This is a genomic window from Rhodanobacter fulvus Jip2 (genome assembly GCF_000264315.1).
Classification (GTDB): domain Bacteria; phylum Pseudomonadota; class Gammaproteobacteria; order Xanthomonadales; family Rhodanobacteraceae; genus Rhodanobacter; species Rhodanobacter fulvus.
Window position 1 is genome coordinate 31,727 of record NZ_AJXU01000026.1, and the last position, 23,981, is coordinate 55,707.

Below are 23,981 nucleotides of genomic sequence, written 5' to 3' on the forward strand. Positions count from 1 at the left end.
CGAACCACCGGGTGAAAACCGGGTTCTTTCAGTATACGGGCGTTGCTCCCGCGAGCTTGCGTCCCCATCTGAAGCGCTTGACCACCAAGAGATGCGCCATCCATGGAAACCCCTTTCACTGACGACGTGCTTCACCGTTTCCTGCTGGAGCGTGCCGGCGTGCGCGGTGTGCTGGTGCGGCTGGGGCCGGCATGGCGTGAGGTGGCCGCGCGTGCCGACTACCCGGCGCCACTGCGCGAGTTGCTGGGCCACACGCTGGCGGCGAGCGCACTGCTGACCGGCAACATCAAGCTCGATGGCGCCTTGTCGATCGAACTGAAAAGCCAGGACGCCCTGCGCCTGCTGTTTGCCGAATGCACCGATCAGGGGCGTTTGCGCGGCCTGGCCCGCTGGAGCAATCCGCTGCCGCCCACGCTGGCGCTGGACGCGCTGCGCGACGCGGTGCTGGCCATCACCATCGGCAGCGTCGAGCGCGGCCAGCGCTACCAGGGTCTGGTGGCGTTGCAGCATGCCGACTTGGCGGGCGCGCTGGAAAATTACTTCGTCCAGTCGGAACAGTTGCCCGCGCGGATCGTGCTGGCCGCCGATGGCGAACACGCCGTGGGCCTGATGCTGCAGAAGCTGCCGGACGAAGGTGGCCGCGATGCCGCGCATGACGACGACGCATGGAATCGGGTGGCCCACCTCACCGCCACGCTCGGCAGCGCGGAAATGCTGGCCACGTCGCCGGAGCAGTTGTTGTACCGGCTATTCCACGAGGAGTCGGTGCGGATGTTCGAGCCGCGCCCGTTGGCGTTCGGCTGCACCTGCAGCCGCGAGCGGGTCGGCGCGATGCTGCGCTCGCTCGGTCGTGACGAAGTGGAGGCGGCATTGGCGGCGCGCGATGGCGAAATCGAGGTGATCTGCGAGTTCTGCGCCCAGCAGTACCACTTTGACCGCATCGATGCCGAACATCTGCTCAGCGAAAGCGCGGCGCCCGGCCAGTCGCAAACGCCGCAATGACAGCCGTGCTCAGCTGACGGGCGGCGCCTGCAGCGATTTCCAGGCTTCGGCCGGCTGGGGGCGGGCGAACAGGAAGCCCTGGGCGAAACGGCAGCCGATCTTCAGCAATGCCTGGCGCTGCGATTCTTCCTCGATACCCTCGGCGATCACCTGCATGTGCAGCGAATCGGCCAGCGCCTGGATCGCACGCACCACGGCCAGGCCCTGGGTTTCCTCGCCGTCGGTGGGCAGCGCGGTGATGAACGAGCGGTCGATCTTCAGTGTGGCGAACGGGTACTGGTGCAGGTAGCTGAGCGAGGAATAGCCCGTGCCGAAGTCATCCAGTGCGATGCCGGCACCGTGGTCGCGCAGGTTCTGCAGCATCCGTTTGACCTGTGCGGGATTCTCCAGCAGCGTGTGTTCGGTTACCTCGATGCGGATGTGCGAGGTGGGAACGTTGTATCGCTCGAACAGCTCCAGCAGGCGCTGATCCGTATCGACGGTGCGGAAGTGCCGGCCGGACACGTTGATGCTGATGAAGCCGTGTTCGCCCACCAGACGGTTGGCCTGCGCGCAGGCCTGTTCGAAGATCTGCCAGTCGATGAGTTCGACGCAGCCGGTCTCCTCGGCGATCAGCAGGAAATCGGCCGGCAGCAGCAGCCCGCGCTCGGGATGGTTCCAGCGCAGCAGCGCCTCGTAGCCGATGGTGCGGCCATCGGCCAGCGACACGATGGGCTGGTAGTACGGCACGAACTCGTTGCGGATCAGCGCATGGCGCAGGTCGCCCTCCATGTCCAGCAGCGACAGCGCCTCGCGTCGCAGGCGGTCGTCGAACACGGCGGAGCGATGGCGGCCACCGTCCTTGGCGTTGTACATCGCCGCGTCGGCGTCGCGCAGCAACTCCTCCGGCTGGCGGTAATGCGCGCCGGGCAGGGCGATGCCGATGGAGGCGGAGGTGAAGATCTCCTTGACACCCAGCCGGAACGGCGTCTGCAGCGCACTGATGATGCGGTCGGCGACCTGAGTAGCGGTGGCCGCGTCGTCCATGTCTTCCAGCAGCACCGCAAACTCATCGCCGCCCAGTCGGGCGACCACGTCGCGGGTCTTGAGGCAGGCGCGCACGCGGCCACCGACCTGGAACAGCAGGTCGTCACCGACCAGATGGCCGACCGAATCGTTGATGACCTTGAAACGGTCCAGGTCGATGAACAGCACCGCGAACAGATCCAGCGGATTGGCCAGGTTGCGCTGCAGGGCCTGCTCCAGTCGCTGCAGGAACAAGGTGCGATTGGGCAGCCCGGTGAGCGAATCGTGCAATGTCTCGTATTTCAGCCGGCGCTCGACGCGCTCGCGTTCGGCGATCTGCTCGCGCAGGTCGCGGTTGGCCAGGGCCAGCGCATGGGTACGCTCGGTGACGCGGCGCTCCAGCGTGGCGTACGCCTGTTTCAGCGTGGCGCTGGCGTGCTTGCGCTGCAGCGCGGTGGCGATGTGATAGCTGACGAAGGTGAGCAGCTCCTGGTCGCGCTCGGTATAGGTGTGTTGCGGCGAATAGCTCTGCACCGCCAGCACGCCCATCACTTTTTCGTTCCACACCAGCGGCACGCCCAGCCAGCATACGGCACGGGTGCCGAAGCTTTCGATCTCACCTTCGGCGATCAGCCGGTCGATGGCGGCGCCATCCACCAGCAGCGGTTTGCCGTGGCGCAGTACGTATTCGGTGGCGCCACGTCCGTGCGTGCGCGGCGGTCGCGTGCTGTCGATCTCGTCGACCGAGTAGGGGAACACCAACTGCTTCTTGTCGCCGTCGACCAGCGCGATGTAGAAGTTTCGCGCGTACAGCAGGCCGCCCACGGCCCGGTGCACGGCGGCGTAGAAGTTTTCCAGGCTTTCGGATGCGTTGGCCAGTTCGGCGATGCGGAACAGCGCCGCCTGCAGGCGCTCGCCGCGCTGGCGCTGCAATACCTGTTGACGCAGCACGCGGTTGGCTTCGCGCAGGGCGGTGGTGCGGTCGGTAACGCGCTTTTCCAGGTCGAGATGGGCGCCGTGTCTTTCCAGCGCGGTCTGTACGTGCTGGGCCACGTAGCTCAGCAGCTCCAGGTCACGCCGCGAATAATGGATGTCGGCGCGGTAGCTCTGCATCACGATGCCGCCGACCACCCGGTCGTCGCGCACCAGCGGCACGCCGAGCCAGTGCTCGCAATAAGGGCCGACCGGCACGAAATGGCCGGTGAGCTGCTGCGACAATTCCTCGATCGATCCCATCAGCGGGCGGCCACCCTGCAGCAGGTTCCAGGTGAGGCTGTTGGGCATGTCGCTCAGCGGAATCTGCTCGTCGGGCGCTGGTGGTTCGGCGTCCACCGTGTCGACGTAATAAGGAAAACGGATGCTGTCGGTAGTGACGTCGTACAGCACGATGTAGAAGTTTTCCGCGTACATCAGGCTGCCCAGGATGCCGTGCAGCGAGCGCATCAGTTCGGGCATGTCGTGTTCGGCGCCGGCCTGCTCGGCGATGGCGTAAAGCGCCCGCTGCAGCCGCTCCGCCTGCGCCAGCCGCGAAATCGCGTCGTAAAGGCGGCTGGTTTCAGCCAGTTGGCGCAGCCGGGTATCGGCGATGCGCCCGAGCCAGGCGAGCTGCGCGTTGGCCGCGTCGGACAGCGACGTCCCGTGGGACAGCAGTGTCAGTGTCCGTGCGGTCTGACTGTCTTCGGCCAGGTCGACACCGCCGGATGTGGCGCTGTTGGCCGGTTCGTTCGTCGGGTGCCAGCACAGTTGACCGTCGATGCCGAGGTCCGACAGCATCAGCTCGCAGATGCCCATGACGCTGGCGGCGTCGGGAGCTTCGAGCAGTTGCTCGAACGCGCGGCGCGACAGGTTGTGCTCCCCGAGGAGGGGAATTGGCGCGGGCAGACGGGAGGTCAACGAGGCACTCATCAGGTTTGCTGTGAATCCGGCCAATCCCGGAGCAACGACGAAAGGGGTTTTATATCCGTTCAGCAGTATGGCCGCCAGTTCCGGCGGCGGGAACCCCCGGGTCAGGGTCTGGTCTACCCATGGATATCAAGGGATGTCGCTGTGCGCTGGTTTGCGTTTTTTGTGTTTCACGGTTGTTAGTAAAACGTAAATCGCGCTATGATCATCCGCACCCATAACTAGAGTCGCCGACGCTACGCCATGTATCGCTTGTTCGCCCTGCTGCTGGTTTCCCTGCTGCCGTTTACGGCGGCGGGCGAGTCCGCGCCTGGCGCCGATGCACAAGCGCAGTACCTGCTGCAGCAGCAGGATGCCGTCGGCCCCGCAAACACCTCGGCCGTACCGCTGTGGCGGAACAACCACGGTCAGTGGTTGAGCCTGCGGGCGAGTCATTCGGATGCGACCATGCCGGCCTCGCTGGCGTTTCATGGCCTGGCGCCGGGCAACGTGTTCAGCAGCGGCCTTCAGTACCAGCTGGCGCCCGGCGTGCAGGCGCATGCCGATGTCAGCCAGCGCTCGTGGGTCAACCATCCGGCACGTTTGATCGACAGTGAAGTGGGCGCCACGTACAACAACGGACGTTACAGCGTGGGTCTCAGCCTGGGCGCCAGCGAGGCACCGCAGCGCACGGTGTTGCCGCGCGTGTTGCCGGGAGTGGCGCCGGGCGTGGACGGCCTGTCCGCGTTTGATCGCAGCGAACAATTGAACGCACGCGGCCGCGTGGCGCTGGGCAGCACCACCGGTATCGACCTGGGTGCCAGCGTGGGGCGTATCCGGCTGCTGCCGGGCAACCTGCTGGGCATCGATACGCTGGACCAGAAGGCGCTGAGCTTCGGTGTGGACAGCGGCCCGCTTTCCGGCACCCTGGTCGGCCGCACCATGCAGCCGCTGGCTGGCAATGCGGGCGCACTGAGCGCGGATCAACGCTGGAGCAGCATCGACCTGGGCGTGACCTTGCGCCTGCCCTGGCAGGGTGCGTTGAGCATCGGTGCGCAGAATTTGTGGTCATCCGGCAACCCGGTGAACACGCCGGTGGGCCCGGAGCCCGACCAGTCGCGCACGCCGTACGTGCAATACCATCAGGATCTGTAGGGCGTCATTCGGCTTGTGGCACCACGCATCATGCCGTCCTCGTGACGGCATTTTTGTGGGTGGCGCATCCGGTCTCAATCCTGCTGGCGGATACGCAGGTCGCCGCTGAATGTTTCGACGGTGATGCTGCCGCGGCCACCGCCGATGCGTGTTTCCAGGCTGCTGCCCGGCCCGTGGCTGGCTTCATCCGGCTTGCCGAAGTCGCTGCGCAGATCGCCGCTGAACGTGCTGGCGTGCAGTTTTGCGGAGGTGGCCGTGGGCAGCTGCAGCTGCACGTCGCCGCTCATGCTGTCGATACCCAGCTCGCCACCTTCGGCCAGAGCCCCTTTCAGGCGGACATCGCCCGACACCGTGCTGAGCGAAAAGCTTTGCCACGGACCGCCCGCGGCCTCGATCCCGCCGGACACGGTCTGCAGCGTCACCTTGCCGCCCAGCACCGGCGCCAGGATGTCACCGCTGACAGTCTGCAGCTCAGCATCCTGCGCGTGGCCGGACAGCTCGATGTTGCCGCTGACGCTTTCCACCTTGAGTGACGGGGTCCTGGCATCGATGCGGGTTTTGCCGCTGACCGTGTTCACGCTGATGGCCCCGCCGTCGATGCCTTCGATGCTCGATGTCGCGCTGACCACGCGTACATCCACGGATGCGGAGCGCGGCAGATGCACGATCAATGAAGTCGGTTCCATCGTCTTGTCACGACCCCAGTCGAACCAGCCGCCACCGCCTTCGGGTTCGACCTTGAGCGAGAGCGTCGGCCCCTGGCCTGTGATGGCAAGCGGCTGGGCGCCATCGCCCAACTCCCCGCTGACCTGCAGCTCGGGCCGATCCCAGCCGATGACGCTGACCGCGCCTTTGACATTGCTGATCTCGAGATGGGTGCGGTCGCTGGCGGCGCGGCGCAGGTCGATGGGTGTGCCGGCGAGCGCCTGGCCCACGCACAGGCATAGCAGCAGCGGAACAAGACGAGTGGTTTGCATGGTCATTCCTGGATGATTAACCGGCATCGCGCATCCGCCCCTGCCATTGCGCCTGTTGCAGGCGGGTGCGCTCCAGCAGCCGCCGCAGGGCGGGAGAGTCTGGCGCCTGTTGCAGGGCCTGCCGCAGTTCCATGCGTGCCGCGGCGAGTTCGACGGCGGCGCCGGTGAGGCGTGGATCGGAGGGTTTCCAGACGGGGGCGGCGACGTCGGTACGAACGACATCGGGTGCGTGCCGCATGGGCCAGAGCTGCCAACCGATGCCGGCGACCAGCAAGGCCGAGGCTGCCAGGCCGGCCAGGGCGAGTCGCTGGCGTGGCCGGCGCGGCGGCGCCTTCGTCGTCGCTTCAGCAGCGGCGGCAGGTTGATCGAGCGCCGCATCAATGGACGGCCAAAGGTCGTGCTGCGGCAGTACGGGTTGGCGCAAGTCGCGCAGCTGGCGGCGCCATTCGAATTCGTTCATCGCGGCTCTCCCAGAGCGTTGCGCAGTAGCAGGCGGGCGCGGTGCAGTTGTGCCTTCGAGGTGCCAACGGCCACGCCAAGCTCGTGGCCGATGTCCTCGTGTCGCCAGCCCTCGATATCGTGCAGGACGAGAACCGCGCGTGCGCGGGGCGGCAACTTGCCGATCGCCCGTTGCAACTCGTCGCGCTCGGCGGCGCAAAACGGAGCTTCGCCCGGATCGGGCAGGTGCTCGTCATCGACCATGCGTACCGGGTCGGCGCCGCGCGCCCGGATATCCATCAATGCGACGTTGACGGCGAGCCGATACAGCCAGGTGCCGAACGCGCTTTCGTGGCGAAAGCCGGGAAGCTTCTGCCAGGCGCGCACGAAGGCTTCCTGGGTCAGGTCCTCGGCACGTGCGTGGTCGTAGCCGGCCAGCCGATGCACGGCGCCGTAGATGCGGCCGATGTGCAAGCGGTACAGACGCTCGAAGGCATGGCGGTCACCAGCGGCGGCCGCGTGTACGTCGTCCGTGTCGATGGCGTCGATCGGCGCGGGCGACATGGGTTTTCCAAGGGTGGGGCAGGCAGCGATCATATCGCCAGCATGGATGCGCCGCGTTGCGAAAACGTTTGAATGCGTCCGGTTTGAACGCGTCCGCCGGTTATGCGCTCAGGCGGGGATCAGCGTGGCGATCATGTGTTCGACATAGGCATCGAACTCATCGTGACTGAGCCGGGGCAGGCCCAGGGTGAAGTTCAACTGCAGGAAGCCGACGTAGGCGGCGTAGGTCAGCCGCGCCCGGTTGAGCGCATCGGCCGGTGCCAGGCCAGCCTGGCGGTAGGCGGTTTCCAGAAATTCGGTGCGACGGCTGGAGACGCGCGCCATCACCGGCACCACCAGCGGATGATCCAGCGCCTTCAGCAAGGCGGCGTAAACCCGGTGCGGCTGCAACTCGTGCGCCACCCGGCGGAACAGCTCGGGCAGGCGCTCGCGCGGGTCGGCGATCAGCTCGATCTGGCTGATGATCTCGCGCTCGCCGTATTGCTCCCAGCGTTCCAGCGTGGCCTGCAGCAGCGCCTCGCGGGTGCGAAAGTGCCAGTAGAAACTGCCCTTGGTCACGCCCAGGCGTCGTGCCAGCGCTTCCACCGCCAAGGCGCCGACGCCCTGTTCGGCGATCAATTGCAGTGCGGCCAACTCCCAGTCTTCGGCGGAGAGGCGGTTTCGTTCCGGTTTGCTGGTCGCATTCATCCGCGTATGGTAGCCCCGGCGCGGGGTTTTGTAATGGCCAACAACGCAGCCGCGGCTTGCGGACGGAGGCTCTGGACGTTCACCCGCGCCGCAGTCCATACTCAGTCGTATGGTAAGTCCTGTCGAAAACCCCGATCGCCTGTCATCCGTGCTTGCCGCCGACGGCCTGAAGCTGGCCGTGGAAACCGTTCATCCGGCCGGCACTCCCACCTTGCTGTTCGCGCACGGCTTCGGCCAGACGCGCGGCGCCTGGACGGCCACGGTAGCGGCCTTGGCGGCGCAGGGTTGTCGCTGCGTGAGTTTCGATCAGCGTGGCCATGGCGACAGCGGGCGCAACCGCGATGGCGGCTACCACATCGAACAGTTCGCCGATGACCTGGTCCGCGTCGCTCGCGCACAACCCCAGCCACCGGTTCTGGTGGGCGCGTCGATGGGTGGACTGCTGGGCCTGGCCACCGCCGCCGAGGCTTCCCCGCCGCCGTATCGCGCGCTGGTGCTGGTGGATATCACGCCACGCTGGGAGGCCGAGGGCGTTGCCCGCATCGTGACCTTCATGAAGGCGTATCCCGATGGTTTCAGCGACCTTGCCGAGGCCGCCGAGCGGATAGCCGAATACCTGCCGCAGCGGCGCGAGCGCAAGAGCGGCGAGCAACTGCGTCCATTGTTGCGTGAGGGCGCCGATGGCCGGTTGCGCTGGCACTGGGACCCGATGCTGCTGGACATGGTGCGCGAGAGTGAGCGCCATCAGCCGCGGCTGCTGGCGGCGGCCGCGAACATCGACGTGCCGGTGCTGTTGCTGTCCGGTGGCCGCAGCGATGTCGTGTCCCGCGCCACGGTGGAGGAATTCCTGCAGGTGGCGCCGGCTGTGCAACACGTGGAATTGCCGCACGCCACCCATATGGTTGCAGGTGACGCCAACGATGCGTTCACCGGCGAAATCGCCCGCTTCGTGCAAAGTCTTGATCAACCCGTTGCCCGCCGGGCCGCAGGCAACCCCTAGTCGTGATGAGGTAGTGAGATGACCGTGATACTGACCGTGCTGGCAGCGTTGATCGCGTCGGGCGCCTGTGCCTACCACCGCAGCAGCCTGCGCACGTGGGCCATCGCCACGGTCGCGACCACCGTGATCGTGGGGCTGGTGCTGCAAACGCCCTGGACGATGGTGATCCTGCTGGTGATCGAGGGCTTGATCGCGGTGCCGTTGCTGATGGTGGGTTTCCGCCGCCAGCAAATCAGCGCGCCGCTGCTGAAAATGTTTGCCAGGGTCACGCCGAAACTTTCGGAAACCGAACAGACCGCGCTGGAGGCGGGCACCGTGGGTTTCGAGGGCGAGCTGTTCTCCGGCAAGCCGGACTGGTCACAGCTGCTGCGTGAGCCGAAGCCGGTACTGAGCGCGGAGGAGCAGGCGTTCCTCGACGGGCCGGTCGAGGAACTCTGCGCGATGATCGACGATTGGCAGATCACCCACGAATTGGCCGATCTGCCGCCGGAGGTGTGGGATTTCATCAAGAAGAACCGCTTCTTCGGCATGATCATTCCGAAGCAGTACGGTGGCCTGCAGTTCTCCGCGCTGGCGCATTCGGCCGTGCTGCAGAAGCTGGCCAGCATCTCGGCCACCGTGTCCTCCACCGTCGCCGTGCCGAACTCGCTGGGTCCGGCCGAGCTGCTGCTGCATTACGGCAGCGACGAGCAGAAGAACCATTACCTGCCGCGACTGGCGGTGGGCGAGGAGATCCCCTGTTTCGCCCTGACCGGCCCGTACGCCGGCTCCGACGCCACCTCGATCACCGACTACGGTGTGGTCTGCAAGCAGGTGGTCGATGGCGTGGAGACGCTCGGCATGCGTCTTACCTTCGACAAGCGCTACATCACGCTGGCGCCGATCGCCACTGTGGTCGGCCTGGCGTTCCGGCTGTACGACCCGGAAAAGCTGCTGGGCGAAGAAGAGGACCTGGGCATCACCCTGGCGCTGCTGCCGCGCGCCACGCCGGGCCTGGAAATCGGGCGGCGTCATTTCCCGTTGAACATCCCGTTCCAGAATGGTCCGCTGCACGGCAAGGATGTTTTCGTGCCGCTGTCGGTGCTGATCGGCGGGCCGAAAATGGCCGGCCATGGCTGGCGCATGCTGGTTGAGGTGTTGTCGGTGGGCCGCGCCATTTCATTGCCGTCCAACGCCACCGGCGCCATGCGCACTTCCACGGCGGCCACCGGCGCGTACGCGCGCATGCGCAAGCAGTTCGGGTTGGCCATTGCGCGTTTCGAGGGCGTGGAGGAAGCGCTGGCACGCATCGGTGGCCTGACCTATGCCACCACGGCGTTGTCACGTGCCACGGCGGCGGCGGTCGATCGCGGCGAGAAGCCGGCGGTGACGTCAGCCATCGCCAAGTACCACGCCACCGAATGGGCGCGCCAGGTGGCTAGCGACACCATGGACGTGCACGGCGGCAAGGCCGTGCAGCTGGGGCCGAAGAACTACGCCGGGCGCGGCTGGGCCAGCGTGCCGATCGCGATCACGGTGGAAGGCGCCAACATCATGACGCGCAGCCTGATGATCTTCGGCCAGGGTGCGATCCGCTGCCATCCCTACGTGTTGAAGGAAATGCAGGCGCTGTCGATCGCCGACCGTGGCGAGCAACTGCGCATGTTCGACCGGGCCCTGTTCGGCCATATCGGTTTCGGCATCTCCAACGCCGTGCGCAGCCTGGTGCTCGGGTTGACCGGATCGGCCATCGGCGAGGCCGCCGGCGACGCCTACACGCGCCGCTATTACCGCAAGCTCAACCGCTATTCCGCCGCGCTGGCGTTGTGCGCCGACGTGGCCATGGGCGTGCTGGGCGGCAAGCTCAAGTTCAAGGAAAAGCTGTCGGCGCGGCTGGGTGACGTGCTGAGCTATCTCTACATCGCCAGCGCCATGCTGAAACGCTACGAGGACAACGGCCGGCCCGAGGCCGATCGGCCGCTGCTGGCGTGGGCGTTTCATGAATGCGTGTGGCGGATGCAGATGGCGCTGGATGGCGTGATCCGCAACTTCCCGGTGCGGCCGGTGGCGTGGGTGATGCGCGCGCTGGTGTTTCCGTTCGGCCGGCGCGAAGTGCCACCGTCCGACCGGCTGGGGCGTCGTGTCGCGGCGATCATCACGGCGCCGGGCGAGGCGCGCGACCGCTTGCTGGAATGGGTCTACCTGACGCCCACGCCGAACAACACCGTCGGCCGCATGGAAGCATTGCTGCCCCAGGTGATTGCTGCCGAGCCAGTCGAGCGGAAGTTCGGCAAGGCGCAGAAGGCGGGTCAGTTCAAGTCGCACGACTATGTCGGCCAACTGCACGAGGCGCTGGATCAGGGCGTGATTTCGACGGCCGAACTGGAGCTGCTGAAGCGGGTGCGCGAAGGCGTGTTCGAGTTCATTTCGGTGGACGATTTCGATGCGTCCGAATTGCGCGCCAAGGTGACCCGGGCCGATCGCCGTCAGCAGGCCGCGACCGGTAGCGAGGCTGGAAACGGCACGGCCTGATCTTCGCCGTGAGGCATGGCGCGGCCGTTGCGGCAAGGCCGCGCCATCTTTGTACCGCGTTCAGTCCGCCGCCATCGCGCAGCGGTTGCGGCCGCCGTCCTTGGCCCGGTAAAGCGCGCGATCGGCGGCCTGGATCAGCTCCTCGTCGTCCGACGTTTCCTTCCACAACGCGATGCCGATGCTGGCGCTGATGTTCGCCTCGAAAGGGCCGTGGCGGCCTTCCAGCGGATACGGTCGCGCCAGCAGGTTGCACACATGCTGGCAGCGGTCCAGGATCGGTGCCACGTCGGTGACGTCCTCCAGGATCAGCGCAAACTCGTCGCCGCCCAGGCGCGCCACCGTGTCGTTGGCGCGCAGGTGCCCGCGCAGACGCATGGCGATCGCCTGCAGCAGCGCATCGCCGGCGGGGTGCCCGTAGCTATCGTTGACCGCCTTGAACCCGTCGATATCCATCAACGCCAGCGCGAACGGATGGTGCTGGCGCGAGCCTCGCTGCATGGCGGTCTGCAGCCGATCCTGGAACAGCACGCGGTTGGGCAGGCCGGTGAGCATGTCGTGGGTGGCCTGGTGCCGCACCTGCGCCTCGACCCGCTTGCGCTCGGTGATTTCCACCTGCAGTTGCTGGTTGCGCTCGGTCAGCTCATCCATCGCCTGCTGCAACTGCACGCGGGCGGAATAGAGGTCGAGAAAGACCCGTACCTTCGACTGCAGGATCGCGTCGTTGATCGGCTTGGCGATGTAGTCGACCGCGCCGGAGCGGTAACCCTTGAGGCGATTGAGATCGTCCGCGTAGGCGGCGGTGACGAAGATGATCGGCGTGTCGCGCATCTGCTCGGTCTCGCCGAGCAGCGCGGCCACTTCGAAGCCGTCCATGTCCGGCATGTTCACGTCCAGCAGGATCAGCGCGAACTCGTGGTCGAGGCACAAGGCCAGCGCCTCGTTGCCGCTGCCGGCCTCCAGCAGTTGGGCACCGCAGCGGGCCAGCAGGCGGCGCATGGCGACCAGGTTGGCCGGGATGTCGTCCACCACCAGGACTTTCGGGGAAATCGCCGCGTTCACGTCATGCACAACCGGTTGATCAAGGAAGCCATTTCATCCAGCGCCACGCAATGGTCGGCGCCCGCCAGTTCCAGCGCCGCCCGCGGCATGGCCGGTGCCGCGGCGTCGTCGGGTTGCTGCACGATGGCAGCGCCGCCGGCGCGCCGTACGCACGCCAGGCCTGCGGCGCCATCGGCGTTGGCACCGGTCAGTATTACAGCGATCAGGCCTTCGCCGCAGGCTTCGGCGGCGCTGCCGAACAACACGTCGATCGAGGGGCGCGAGAAGCCGACGGGCTCATCGACCGACAATGCGAACCGGCGGCCACGCTCGATCAGCAAGTGGTAATCCGGCGGCGCCACCTGGACCATGCCACCTCGCAACGGCTCGCGCTCGCAGGCCTCGATCACCGGCAGGGTGCTGTGTTGCGCCAGCAGGTGGCACATGGTGTGTGGGCTGCTGGTGGCGTGGCTGCACACGACCACGGATGCCGGCAGCCGATGGTCGAGCGCGCCGAGCAGCCGTGCGAGCGCGCCCGGCCCGCCGGTGGAGCAACCGATGACGATGGTTTCAACCGCCTTCATCGTGAACCGGCTCGGGGCAACGACGGAACAGGCGCAGCGAGCTGTCCAGGGCCTCGAAATCGCGTGCGGCGGGCGCCAGTGCCAGATTCTCGCGCAGGCCGAGGCACAGGAAGCCACCCGGCAGCAGGCTGTCGCGGAACATCGCCAGCACGCGATTCTGCAGCGGGTTCGAAAAGTAGATCAGCACGTTGCGGCAAAGCACCAGCTGCGCCTCGCAGAACACGGCGTCGGTGACCAGGTTGTGATCGGCGAAAACCACATTGCGGCGCAGGCGCTGGTCGAGCTTGATGAAGTCGTAGCGCGCGCTGTAGTAATCGGCCAGCGAGCAGGTGCCGCCGGCCGCCTGGTAGTTGCGCGACCACGCCTGCGCCTCCCGCGCCGGGTAGATGCCTTCGCGTGCCTGGCGCAGCGCGGCGTCGTTGAAATCGGTGGCGTAGATCTGGCAGCGGTCGTACAGCCCGGCTTCCTCCAGCAGGATCGCCAGCGAATAGATTTCCTGCCCGCGGGCGCAGCCCGCCTGCCAGATCGTGATGCGCGGATATACCGACAGCGCAGGCAGCACCTGTTCGCGCAACGCGCGAAACACGGGTGGATCGCGGAACATGTCCGACACCGGTACCGACAACCCCTCCAGCACCTGCGGCAGGAAGGTGGGGTCGTGCAGCAGGCGGCCGGTCAGCGTGCTGATGTTGCTGGTGCGATGCTGCTCGACCAGCTGATAGACGCGCCGCTTCAACGAGGCGGGCGCGTACTGCGCGAAATCGTAGCCGTGGCGCTGGCGCATCGCGCTGACGAACAGGTTCAGCTCGATGTCGTCGAGTTCGGGATCGATGCCGGACAGATTCAGCGCGACCGGATTCATTGCGTCAGCCACACGCGGATCATCGAGCCAAGCTTGTCGATGTCGATCGGCTTGGAAAGATAGTCGCTGGCGCCGGCATCGATGCATTTCTCGCGATCGCCGCGCATCGCCTTGGCGGTGAGCGCGATGATCGGCAGTTGCGCGAATGCGGGCTGGGCGCGGATCGCCCGTATTGTCTCGTAGCCGTCCATGCCCGGCATCATGATGTCCATCAGCACGATGTCGGGCGGCGGATTCTCCTCCAGCGTCTTCAAGGCCTTCTCGCCATCCTGCGCCATGGTGGCCAGCAGGCCCCAGCCGCGCAGCACCTTGGACAAGGCGAAGAGGTTGCGCATGTCGTCGTCCACCAGCAAGACGCTGTGGCCTTTCAGTTCGTCGCCGACCGGTTTTTTGGCGCTGGCGCGGCGGCCAGTGTGCTGGATGCTGTGCAGGAACAGGCTGACTTCGTCCAGCAGGCGCTCGGGCGAGCGCGCGCCCTTGACCACGATGGAGTCGGTGTACTGGCGCAGCTTGCGGCTCTCCTCGCGGTCGAGTTCGCGCCCGGAATAGATGACCACCGGCGGCACGCCGCTGTCGCTGTCGGCCATGTGCTGCAGCATTTCCACGCCCGACATGCCGGGCAGGCCCAGGTCGAGCACGATGCAGTCGTAGCGGGTCTGGCTTGCCTTCTGCAGCGCGTCCTCGGCGGATTCGGCCTCGTCGATGTCCAGGTCGTCGCGATGCAGCATGGTGCGCACCGCGGTGCGGGAATCGCGGTCGTCGTCCACGATCAGCAGATGCCGCGTACGACCCTCGGCGAAGTGCAGCAGGCGTTCGAACGCCGCGCTGATCGCTTCGCGGCTCACCGGTTTGGTAAGGAAACCCACGGCACCCATCTCGCGGCCACGGTTGGCGTCGCCGGAGGCGGAGATGAAATGCACCGGCAGATGTCGGGTGGCCTCGTCGGACTTCAGGCGCTCGATCACGGTCCAGCCGTCCATGCCCGGCAGCATCACGTCGAGCAGGATGCCGGTCGGCGCGTGTTCGTGCGCCAGCGCCAGGCCGGTTTCACCATCGGCGGCCGCCAATACCTGGTAGCCCTTGCGATGGATCATGTCGGTGAGGATGCGTGCGAAGGCGGGGTCGTCCTCGATCACCAGGATCGTGGTCCGGCCCGGTATCAGGTGATGGCGGTCGTCCTCGATCGCTTCAGGCCGCAAGGTCGGCAGTTGCGGTTGCGGTGCCGGCGTCCGGGACGTTGGCGGCGTCGAATCACCCGGCATGGCCGCCGGCTCCGGTGGTCGCTCCGGCAACACCACGGTGAACACGCTGCCCTTGCCAGTTTCGCTTTGCAGCACGATGTCGCCACCCAGCAGCTCGGCAATGCGCAAACAGATGGCCAGGCCCAGGCCGGTGCCCCCGTACTGGCGGCTGGTGCTGGCGTCGACCTGTTCGAAGGCGTGGAAGATGTGTTCGAATTTTTCGGCGGGAATGCCGATGCCGGTGTCGACGACGCGGATGGCCAGCAGTGGCTGGCCGGCGAATTTTTCCGACAGCGCAAGGCCGGGATCGGGCCGCCCGATGTGGATGCTGACGCCACCGTTCACCGTGAACTTGAACGCGTTGCCGATCAGGTTGTTGGCGACCTGCTCCAGCCGGGCGCCGTCGGTGCGCAGCACGGCCGGAATGTCGGCGTCGATGGTGACGTCGAAATCGAGTTTCTTTTCCTGCGCCACGTGACTGAAGGTGCGCCGCAGGGAGCGCTCGAAGTCGGCCAGCGGCAGGTCGTCGATGACCAGTTCCATCTTGCCCGCTTCGATCTTGGACAGGTCCAGGATGTCGTTGATCAGCCGCAGCAGGTTGCTGCCGGCGTCGTGGATGATGCGCGCCGATTCGATCTGCTCGTCGTCCAGGTTGCCGGTGTCGTTGTCGGCCAGGCTGCGCGACAGGATCAGCAGGCTGTTGAGCGGCGTGCGCAGCTCGTGCGACATGTTGGCCAGGAAATCGGATTTGTACTGGCTGGCGCGGGCCAGTTCCTCGGCCTTGTGCTCGGTATCCAGTTGCAGGTCTTCCAGCACCTCGCGCTGGCGATTCAGGCTGTCGGTCTTGTCGCGCAGTTCCTCGTTCGAGGCCTGCAGCTCCTCCGCCTGCACGCGCAGCTCTTCTTCGGACACGGTCAGCCGCTGCGATTGCTCTTCCAGCTCCAGCGTCTTGATATGCAGCGCCTCGTTGCTTTGGCGCAGTACTTCCTTTTGCTGGCGCATCAGCAATTCGGAGGCGCGCAAATCGTCGGCCTGCTGCTGGCTGCGTTCCAGCAACTCCTGCGTGTTGATGGCGCGGCTGAGGTTTTCCTGGGTCAGCGCGATCAGCGGCAGCAGTTCGGTCAGCAACTCCATCGGCGAACCGGTGATCGGCTCGAAACCGGCCAGCTCCAGTACGCCGGTGACCTGGCCGCGGTACAGGATGGGCTGGATCATCACGTGCGAAGGCAGGGCTTCACCACTGGCCGAATGCACCCGCACATAAGTCGCGGGCACCTGATCGAGCACGATCAGCGCGCGTTCCTGCAGGCACTGGCCCACCAGGCCGTCACCGGATGCATAAGTCTGGATGGGACCGGACGAGGCGTGCAGGCCATAGGCGCCGCGCAATTCCAGTCGCTCGTGGCGCGCATCGTGGGTGTAGTACATCGCCACGCCGGTCTTCAGCAGCGGTGCCAGGTGGCTGGTCAGCGACTGGCCGAACTCACGGTAGGTGGTGGCTTTCTGCAGGTCCTGGGCGATCGTGGCGAGATGTGATTTCACCCAGTCCTGGTCGGTGGTGGCGATCACCATCTGCTTGAACACCTGCAGCGCCCGCGACAGCTCGCCGATTTCGTCGGCGCGGCTCAGTCGGGTCACCGTCATCGAGGTGTCGCCCGAGGCCACGCGATTCATCTGCCGCGTGATCTGCAATACCGGCAGGATGATCAACCGGTTGGTCAGGCGTATGACGTAGAAGCCGAACAGCACGCCGGCCAGCGCCGCCAGCAGGGTAAAGATGCGCAGCTTGTCCAGCGCGCCGACAAGGCCATGATGCCGCTGCTCCAGCAGGTTTTGCTCGGTGTCGGACATCCGCCCGAGCAGGCTGGCGACAGTGCTTGCCTGCGCGGCATGCGACGCGAGCAACTCGGCCGCAAGCCGGTGCCGGTTTGCGTCGGCGTCGGCCGGCGCGGTGGCGGCCATGGCGTCCATGGTCCGGTTCAGGCCATCCGCCCATGACGTCCCGAGTGTCTGCAACTGATCGACACGACCTTGTTGCAGCGGGTTGTCGGCCACCAGGCCACGCAACCGCGCGAGGTTTTCACCGAACTGGCTGCGGCCGGTCTTGAAGGTGGTCATGTCGGCCGGCGTGGCCGACAGGGCGTAGCCGCGGGCACCGATCGCCATGGCCTGGCTGGCCTGTTGCGTATCGGCAATGGCCAGCCGGACCTCGTAAGTGTGCTTCGCCCAGCTGCGGGTGACTTCCTGGCGTTGCAGGGCACCCAGCGTCACCACGCTGGTCAGCAGGAACAGGCCCAGCAGCGGAACGACCGCCAGCAGGATTTTTTTCTGACCCGGAAGCCGGGTCAGCCATCGATTTTGTGATCTTGTCCGCATGCCCCCACCCGCCGTCTGGAAGGACGTCCCCTGCGCCCCACCCCCTGTTTCGCAGGTCGATCCGACATCGCGAAGATTAGCGTAGGCCCTGCCGGGAAAACAGCGTGGTTGCGGCTTGCACGCCTCTCAGCGGCGGCGCCAGGCTGGTGGTACGAGCGTGCCGCGACGGTATGCCACGGCAAGCAGGCCCAGCGAGCACAGCAAGCACAGCGTCAGCGTGACCACCGACGCCTCCGCGCCAAACACGCCGCCGCTCAGCCAGTCCGGCCCGGTCCGTTGCGACACCAGCCAGCCGTCCGCGCTGAGTCCCGATACCGGGATTCCGTAGATCGTGCCCTGCGCGAAATTCCATGCCGCATGCACGCCCATGCATAGCGGCAGCGAGCGGGTCACGTGGTAGAGCAGGCCGAACAGCAGACCCGCTTCAATGGCGATGGCAGACGAACTCCACGCGGTGGCACCGGGGTTGTGGGCGTGGGCGAAGCCGAAGAACAATGCCGAAATCAGCAGCGCGGCCCAGGTGCCCAGGCCCTCTTCGGTGACGCGGAAGAGTACGCCGCGGAACATGATTTCCTCGCCGATGCCGGCACCCAGGCCCGTCATCAAAAGCGCCGGCAGCCACGCGGCATGCGGATTGAATCCGGTGACGTGGTAGCTGCCCAGCAGCCACAGCAAGCCCACCGCCGTGCTGAACAGCAAGCTGCCGGCGAGAATGCCCAGCAAGCCCTGCGGCAGCAGCTTGCGCGGCGCCAGTTCGCGCAGTGGCCGGTGCTCGATCAGCCTGACCAGCACGACATAGGCCAGTACCGTCGGCACCACGCGGATCAGGAACTGGGCCAGGCCGAGCATCGGTGTCGTCGCGCCCTTGCCGGCCAGCATGGCCTTGTCTATCCCGAGCAGCAGGTGCAGCGCGATGCCGGTCAGTGCCGAAAAAACCACGAACAGCGCCACGAAAATCACGATGCGCGCCAGCGGTGAATACAGCATCCAGCGTTTCCACTTCGTTGCCGAATCCGGGGTAACGAAGGCAACGTGAGCGGTTGGCATGCCGGGTGTCTCCATGAAGTGGGTGCCGCGACAGCCTGACGATTGGCGGTGGCCCACGGTAGTGACAGCTGTCACGCCGAATGGCTCACACGACGACGGCCGCCGCGTGCTCGCGGGTGTTCGCGAAGCGCACCTGCGGCCAGCGCTCCTGCGCCAGTTGCAGGTTGACCCGAGTGGGTGCGATGTAGACCAGCTCGCCGGCGCCGTCGATGGCCAGGTTCATCGCGTTTTTCTCGCGGAACTCCTCCAGCTTCTTCTCGTCGTCGCAGTGCACCCAGCGCGCGGTGCTGACGGTGACGGGCACGAAGGTGGCGTCCACGTTGTATTCGTCCTTCAACCGGTAGGCGACCACCTCGAACTGCAGCACGCCGACCGCGCCCAGGATCAGGTCGTTCGACATCAGCGGGCGGAAGAACTGGGTGGCGCCTTCCTCGCTCAACTGCGCCAGGCCCTTCTGCAGGGCTTTCATCTTCAGCGGATCGCGCAACTGCGCACGGCGGAACAACTCCGGCGCGAAGTTGGGGATGCCGGTGAACGACACTGCCTCGCCCTCGGTGAAGGTGTCACCGATGGTGATGGTGCCGTGGTTGTGCAGGCCGATCACGTCGCCCGGGTAGGCCGTCTCCACGATCTCGCGATCCGAGGCCATGAAGGTCAGCGCATTGGCGATGCGCACCTCCTTGCCGGTGCGCGTCTGCACCATCTTCATGCCCGCGTTGTAGGTACCCGAGCAGACCCGCATGAAGGCCACGCGGTCGCGGTGTGCCGGATCCATGTTGGCCTGGATCTTGAACACGAAGCCGGAGAGTTTTTCCTCCTCCGGCTCGATCGCCCGCGTGGTGGTGTCGCGCGGCTGCGGCGACGGTGCGTTCTGGACGAAGAAATCCAGCAGCAGCTGCACGCCGAAGTTGTTCACCGCCGAGCCGAAGAACACCGGCGTCTGCTTGCCGGCCAGGTACTCGTCGATATCGAACGAGGGCGCCGCCCCCTGCACCAGTTCCAGTTCCTCGCGCAGTTCGCGCATCGCCTCGTCGCCGATGCGCTCCAGCAGGCCGGGCGCATCCAGGCCCTTGAAGATGGTCGAATCCTGCCGCGTGAAATTCTTGCCCGCCTCGAAGATGTGCACCTCGTCCAGCGCCAGGTGGTACACGCCCTTCAGCCGCTTGCCCATGCCGATCGGCCAGGTCAGCGGCGCGCAGGCGATGCCCAGCACCGACTCCACCTCGTCCAGCAATTCGATCGGCGAACGGCCCTCGCGGTCGAGCTTGTTGATGAAGGTCATGATCGGCGTATCGCGCAGCCGGCAGACTTCCATCAGCTTGATCGTGCGCTCCTCCACGCCCTTGGCGCAGTCGATCACCATCAGCGCCGAATCCACCGCGGTCAGCACGCGGTAAGTGTCCTCGGAAAAGTCTGCGTGTCCCGGCGTGTCGAGCAGGTTGATGATCTTGCCCTCGTACGGGAACTGCATCACCGAGGACGTCACCGAAATCCCGCGCTCCTTTTCCAGCGCCATCCAGTCCGAGGTGGCGCTGCGCGACGTCTTGCGGCTCTTCACCGAACCGGCCATCTGGATCGCGCCGCCGAACAGCAGCAGCTTCTCGGTCAGCGTGGTCTTGCCCGCGTCAGGATGGCTGACGATGGCGAAGGTGCGGCGGCGGCGGGTTTCTTGCAGGTGGGTGGGCATGGGTGGGCAATCGCGGGAGCGTGAGCCCGCCATTGTAACGTGGATGGACTACGCGCCTGGCGCCGCCCTTCGTCCCCGCGCGCATAAATCGGCTCGCACTACGGCGTCTTGGCAACTGCCTGCTGCGGGCCACGTTCCTTGCTGGCGATCAAATGCGTCATGACCACGATGTTGACATCCTATCGATGCCTGCTCGCACTGGTGGAAAACGTGTGCCATGGCGCACGTTGAGAAGCGCCGCCGTCGAACGCCGACATCATGCTGGAAAAAACCTACATGACGGACCCGGCAAGGACGTCAAAAAATATCAGGTTCCATCGCCAGACCTTCATCCGGTATCACGCAAAGATGGCTCGCCGTTCACGACTCTCGTGTACCGGCACGATGCATGCGGTTAATCCATGCATCTGACTATTCCCTGGGGACAATGGAGTTGTTATGCGAGTTGAATCGGTGAAACGGACTTTGTTGATGATCAGCCTGAGTTCCGCGCTGGCGTTGGGCGGTTGCGCCAGCATGGCTACAGGTGGCGGTAAAAACCCGGTCAGCGGATCGGCCGGTGGTGCCCATAGTGCCAACGCAAATGCGAGCCTGGAGCATTGCGATCATTCCCTGGGAACGCTGGCTGTCGAAGAGGACACGAGCGAGCCGTGGTACGCCATTCTGACCAACCAGTACCATCTGCCGGCAACCACGCCGCTTATCCGCCTGATGATCCAGCAGAGCAATTGCTTCATCGTGGTGGATCGCGGCCGCGCGATGGGATCGATGATGCAGGAGCGTGATCTGGCCGCGTCCGGTGAAATGCGCAGCAACAGTCATCTCGGCAAGGGCCAGATGGTGGCGGCCGATTACGTGGTGACGCCGAACATCCAGTTTTCCCAGAACACAGGAGGTGGCGGCGCGGCGTTGCTCGGTGGCCTGGGCGGCTACGGCGCTCTCATTGGAGCGGTAGCGGGCTCGATGAAAAGCAGTGAAGCCTCCACGACCTTGATGCTCACCGATACCCGCTCGGGTGTGCAGGTGGCCATTTCGCAGGGCAGCGCGAAAAACACCGATTTCGGCTTTGGCGGAATCCTGGGCGGACACGGTGCCGCCGGTGCTGCCGGCGCTTACAGCAAGACGCCACAAGGCAAGGTCATTGCCGCGGCGTTTCTGGACTCCTACAACCAGATGGTGAAGTCCGTGCGCGAGTACGCGCCGCAGCGCGCGGCCGGTGGCCTGGGGACCGGCGGGGCACTGGCGGTGGATGGCGCCTCCACGCCCTCCTCGGGCAATTTCTCCGTGGCCGACGCGCAACGCAAGCTTGCCGAGTTGGGCTTGTACACGAGCAAGGTCGATGGCGTGTCCGGGCCAGGGACCTTGGCGGCGATCCGGAGATTCCAGAAGATCCGCGGCCTCGCAACGACCGGTCAATTGGACGGTGCGACTGTCGGGGCCTTGCAGCAGTAAACCGTCACCGCCGAAAACGGTGGCCGGATAACGGCAACAAAGGAGAACGGCGACGTAGCGATACCTCGCCGTTCTTCGTGCGCGGGCCGCCGAGACCCGAAGACAAAAAAACGAAGCTATTTCGCTTCCTTCTCCATCAGCTTGTCGACCATGCTGGCGGGCACCTCCTGATAGTGATCGAAGATCATCGAGAAGTTACCGCGGCCGCTGGTGGCCGAGCGCAGGAAGTTGATATAGCCGAACATCTCGGACAACGGGACGAAGCCCTGTACGAAGGCCGACGTGCCTTTCTGGCCTTGCTCGGTGATGGTGCCGCGGCGGCGGTTGATGTCGCCGATGACGTCGCCGAGATAAGTCGCTTCGGTGACCACTTCCAGGCTCATGATCGGCTCCAGCAGTTTCGGCTTGCTCAGCTTCTGCGCCTCACGGAAGCACTGGCGGGTGGCGATTTCAAATGCCAATGCCGATGAGTCGACGTCGTGGTATTTGCCGTCGATCAGACGCGCCTTGAAGTCGACCACTTCGTAGCCGGCGACCTGGCCTTCCTTGGATTCGGCCTTGACCGAGTGCTCGACCGCCGGAATGTATTCGCGCGGCACGCGGCCGCCGACCACTTCGTCGGAGAACACCACGCCCGAGCCCGGTTCGCCCGGCTCGAAGATCATCGTCACTTCGGCGAACTGGCCGGAGCCGCCGGTCTGCTTCTTGTGCGTGTAGGTGTGCTCGACCCGCTTGCCGAAGGCCTCGCGGAAACTGACCCGCGGCTTGCCCATGCTCGCTTCCACGCCCAGTTCCGTGCGCATGCGGTCGATGGTGATTTCCAGGTGCAGCTCGCCCATGCCCTTGAGCACGGTCTGGCCGGTTTCCTGGTCCACTTCCATGCGCAGCGACGGATCGGCCTTGACCATCTTGTAGAGCGCGGTGGAGAGCTTGTCGACGTCGTTGCGGTTCTTCGGCTCCACCGACACGCTGATCACCGGGTCGGGGAAACGCATGCGTTCCAGCAGCGCCGGGTGTGCCGGGTCGCTCAGCGAATCGCCGGTCTCGGTGTCCTTCATCGAGACGAAGGCGCAGATGTCGCCCGCGCGCACCTCGTCGATTTCCTTGGTGTCGTCGGCCTGCACCTCGACGATGCGGCCCACACGCTCTTTCTTGCCGCGGGTGACGTTGAGCAAGGTGTCGCCCTTCTTGATCACGCCGGAATAGATGCGGCAGAAGGTCAGCGTGCCGAACTGGTCGTTGATCACCTTGAACGCCAGCGCGCGCGCCGGCGCGTCGTCGGTGACTTCCTGTTCGCCCACGACGTTGCCGTCCTCGTCGACCGTCGCGATGCCGCCGTTTTCGCCGGGGTAGGGCAGGTAGTCGACTACCGCGTCCAGCAGTTGCTGCACACCCTTGTTCTTGTACGACGAACCGCACAGCACCGGCACCAGTTCACCGGTGACGGTGCCCTTGCGGATGCAGTGCTTCAGCACGGTCGGGTCGAACTCGCCGGTGTTCAGCAGCCGCTCGAAAGCGTCGTCGTCCAGCGCCAGCGCGGTTTCCAGCAGATCCTGGCGCAGCTTCGGCAGGTCGGCGATCCACGCGTTGTCGGCGGTGGAGGCGAAGCTGAGGCGGTCCTTCAACGCTTCCAGTGGCACGCTTTCCCACGTGCTGTCCTTGTCGTCGGAAGCCCAGATGTAGCCCACGCCCGCAACCATGTCGACCATGCCCACGAACTCGTCGCTGCTGCCCAGCGGCACCTGGCACAGCAGCGCGTTGGCGCCGAGGCGTTCGCGGATGCCTTCCACGCAATGCGCGAAATTGGCGCCGATGCGATCCATCTTGTTGACGTAGCAAAGCCGCGGCACCTTGTACTGATCGGCTAGCCGCCAGTTGGTTTCCGTTTGCGGCTCGACGCCGGCGACGCCGTCGAACACCACCACCGCGCCGTCGAGCACGCGCAGCGAACGGTTCACCTCGATGGTGAAGTCCACATGTCCCGGCGTGTCGATCACGTTGATCTGGTGGCCCTTCCACTCCGCAGTGACAGCGGCTGACTGGATCGTGATGCCGCGCTTGCGCTCCTGCTCCATGTAGTCGGTGGTGGTGGAGCCCTTGCCGTCCTTGGTCTCGTGCGTGTTGACGATCTGGTGCTTGCGCCCGGTGTAATACAGCACGCGCTCGGTGGTTGTGGTCTTGCCCGCGTCGATGTGCGCGATGATGCCGATGTTGCGATAGAGCGCGAGGGGTTTCTTGCGGGCCATGGCAGGCTCCAGGTGGATGAACACGGATAGACGAGTCAGATGCCGCCGCGGCGTAGGTAATTCAAGAAGGGTGCGGAGCAGGCGGCAAGTTGAAGGCTGGTTCCTCCCCTGCTGGCAGGGGAGGTCAGGAAGGGTTCGCTTTTGCGGGTTCAGATCAAGAGCGGACCCCTCTCCAACCCTCCCCTACGAGCAGGGGAGGGAGTAAAGCCTTAGGGATGCTCTGATCAA

Annotated in this window: 17 protein-coding genes; 5 read left to right on the top strand and 12 right to left on the bottom strand. The window is 65.5% G+C overall.

The window, feature by feature from the left end; translation table 11 throughout:
• Window positions 1-102: 102 nt before the first annotated feature.
• Window positions 103-1,002 carry an Hsp33 family molecular chaperone HslO gene (gene hslO / locus UU9_RS05000; RefSeq protein WP_007080634.1) on the top strand — a complete coding sequence of 300 codons (900 nt, stop codon included), beginning with the start codon at window positions 103-105 and terminating at the stop codon, window positions 1,000-1,002.
• Between the two features lie 9 nt (window positions 1,003-1,011).
• On the opposite strand, the gene UU9_RS05005 is transcribed toward hslO, so the two are convergent.
• Window positions 1,012-3,912: a bifunctional diguanylate cyclase/phosphodiesterase gene (locus UU9_RS05005; RefSeq protein ID WP_007080635.1), complete on the bottom strand. Its 2,901-nt coding sequence runs from the start codon at window positions 3,910-3,912 to the stop codon at window positions 1,012-1,014.
• 240 nt (window positions 3,913-4,152) lie between these two features.
• Here UU9_RS05005 and UU9_RS05010 point away from each other — a divergent pair, with 240 nt between their 5' ends.
• Window positions 4,153-5,043, top strand: coding sequence for a hypothetical protein (locus UU9_RS05010; RefSeq protein ID WP_007080636.1), 891 nt, complete (start codon window positions 4,153-4,155; stop codon window positions 5,041-5,043).
• Between the two features lie 74 nt (window positions 5,044-5,117).
• Here the strand turns inward: UU9_RS05010 and UU9_RS05015 are convergent, their stop codons facing one another.
• The 4 genes from UU9_RS05015 to UU9_RS05030 all read right to left on the bottom strand — a co-directional run bounded on the left by UU9_RS05015 (window position 5,118) and on the right by UU9_RS05030 (window position 7,709).
• Entirely contained in the window at window positions 5,118-6,020 is a 903-nt protein-coding gene (locus tag UU9_RS05015; RefSeq protein WP_007080637.1) for a DUF4097 family beta strand repeat-containing protein, read from the bottom strand.
• 16 nt (window positions 6,021-6,036) lie between these two features.
• A complete protein-coding gene (locus UU9_RS05020) occupies window positions 6,037-6,480 on the bottom strand; it encodes a hypothetical protein (RefSeq protein ID WP_007080638.1) in 444 nt (147 codons plus the stop codon).
• The gene (locus UU9_RS05025; protein ID WP_007080639.1) at window positions 6,477-7,022 is read right to left on the bottom strand and encodes an RNA polymerase sigma factor; all 546 of its coding nucleotides are present in this window, start codon (window positions 7,020-7,022) and stop codon (window positions 6,477-6,479) included. Before UU9_RS05025 ends, UU9_RS05020 begins: the two co-directional genes overlap by 4 nt.
• Before the next feature lie 108 nt (window positions 7,023-7,130).
• Window positions 7,131-7,709, bottom strand: coding sequence for a TetR/AcrR family transcriptional regulator (locus UU9_RS05030; protein ID WP_007080640.1), 579 nt, complete (start codon window positions 7,707-7,709; stop codon window positions 7,131-7,133).
• Window positions 7,710-7,818: 109 nt separating this feature from the next.
• On the opposite strand from UU9_RS05030, the gene UU9_RS05035 reads away from it, so the two are divergent.
• Window positions 7,819-8,709 (top strand): alpha/beta fold hydrolase, encoded by an 891-nt coding sequence (locus UU9_RS05035; protein WP_007080641.1) that lies wholly within the window; start codon window positions 7,819-7,821, stop codon window positions 8,707-8,709.
• A gap of 18 nt (window positions 8,710-8,727) precedes the next feature.
• A complete protein-coding gene (locus tag UU9_RS05040) occupies window positions 8,728-11,220 on the top strand; it encodes an acyl-CoA dehydrogenase (protein ID WP_007080642.1) in 2,493 nt (830 codons plus the stop codon).
• 60 nt (window positions 11,221-11,280) lie between these two features.
• Here the strand turns inward: UU9_RS05040 and UU9_RS05045 are convergent, their stop codons facing one another.
• From UU9_RS05045 to UU9_RS05070, 6 genes are all read right to left on the bottom strand, one after another.
• Window positions 11,281-12,288, bottom strand: coding sequence for a diguanylate cyclase domain-containing protein (locus tag UU9_RS05045; RefSeq protein WP_007080643.1), 1,008 nt, complete (start codon window positions 12,286-12,288; stop codon window positions 11,281-11,283).
• Complete coding sequence (locus tag UU9_RS05050) at window positions 12,276-12,842, bottom strand: chemotaxis protein CheB (RefSeq protein ID WP_007080644.1); 567 nt, start codon at window positions 12,840-12,842, stop codon at window positions 12,276-12,278. Before UU9_RS05050 ends, UU9_RS05045 begins: the two co-directional genes overlap by 13 nt.
• Entirely contained in the window at window positions 12,829-13,704 is an 876-nt protein-coding gene (locus tag UU9_RS05055; RefSeq protein ID WP_007080645.1) for a CheR family methyltransferase, read from the bottom strand. The genes UU9_RS05050 and UU9_RS05055 overlap by 14 nt, the downstream gene beginning before the upstream one ends.
• Window positions 13,701-17,321, bottom strand: a complete 3,621-nt coding sequence (locus UU9_RS05060) for a response regulator (protein ID WP_007080646.1) — start codon at window positions 17,319-17,321, stop codon at window positions 13,701-13,703. Before UU9_RS05060 ends, UU9_RS05055 begins: the two co-directional genes overlap by 4 nt.
• A gap of 126 nt (window positions 17,322-17,447) precedes the next feature.
• Window positions 17,448-18,368 (bottom strand): CPBP family intramembrane glutamic endopeptidase, encoded by a 921-nt coding sequence (locus UU9_RS05065; protein ID WP_040670309.1) that lies wholly within the window; start codon window positions 18,366-18,368, stop codon window positions 17,448-17,450.
• 85 nt (window positions 18,369-18,453) lie between these two features.
• Window positions 18,454-20,055: a peptide chain release factor 3 gene (locus UU9_RS05070; protein WP_007080648.1), complete on the bottom strand. Its 1,602-nt coding sequence runs from the start codon at window positions 20,053-20,055 to the stop codon at window positions 18,454-18,456.
• Between the two features lie 471 nt (window positions 20,056-20,526).
• Between UU9_RS05070 and UU9_RS05075 the strand changes: the two genes are divergently transcribed.
• Window positions 20,527-21,507, top strand: coding sequence for a peptidoglycan-binding protein (locus UU9_RS05075; protein WP_007080649.1), 981 nt, complete (start codon window positions 20,527-20,529; stop codon window positions 21,505-21,507).
• A gap of 116 nt (window positions 21,508-21,623) precedes the next feature.
• On the opposite strand, the gene fusA is transcribed toward UU9_RS05075, so the two are convergent.
• A complete protein-coding gene (gene fusA, locus UU9_RS05080; protein ID WP_007080650.1) occupies window positions 21,624-23,753 on the bottom strand; it encodes an elongation factor G in 2,130 nt (709 codons plus the stop codon).
• Window positions 23,754-23,981 lie beyond the last annotated feature (228 nt).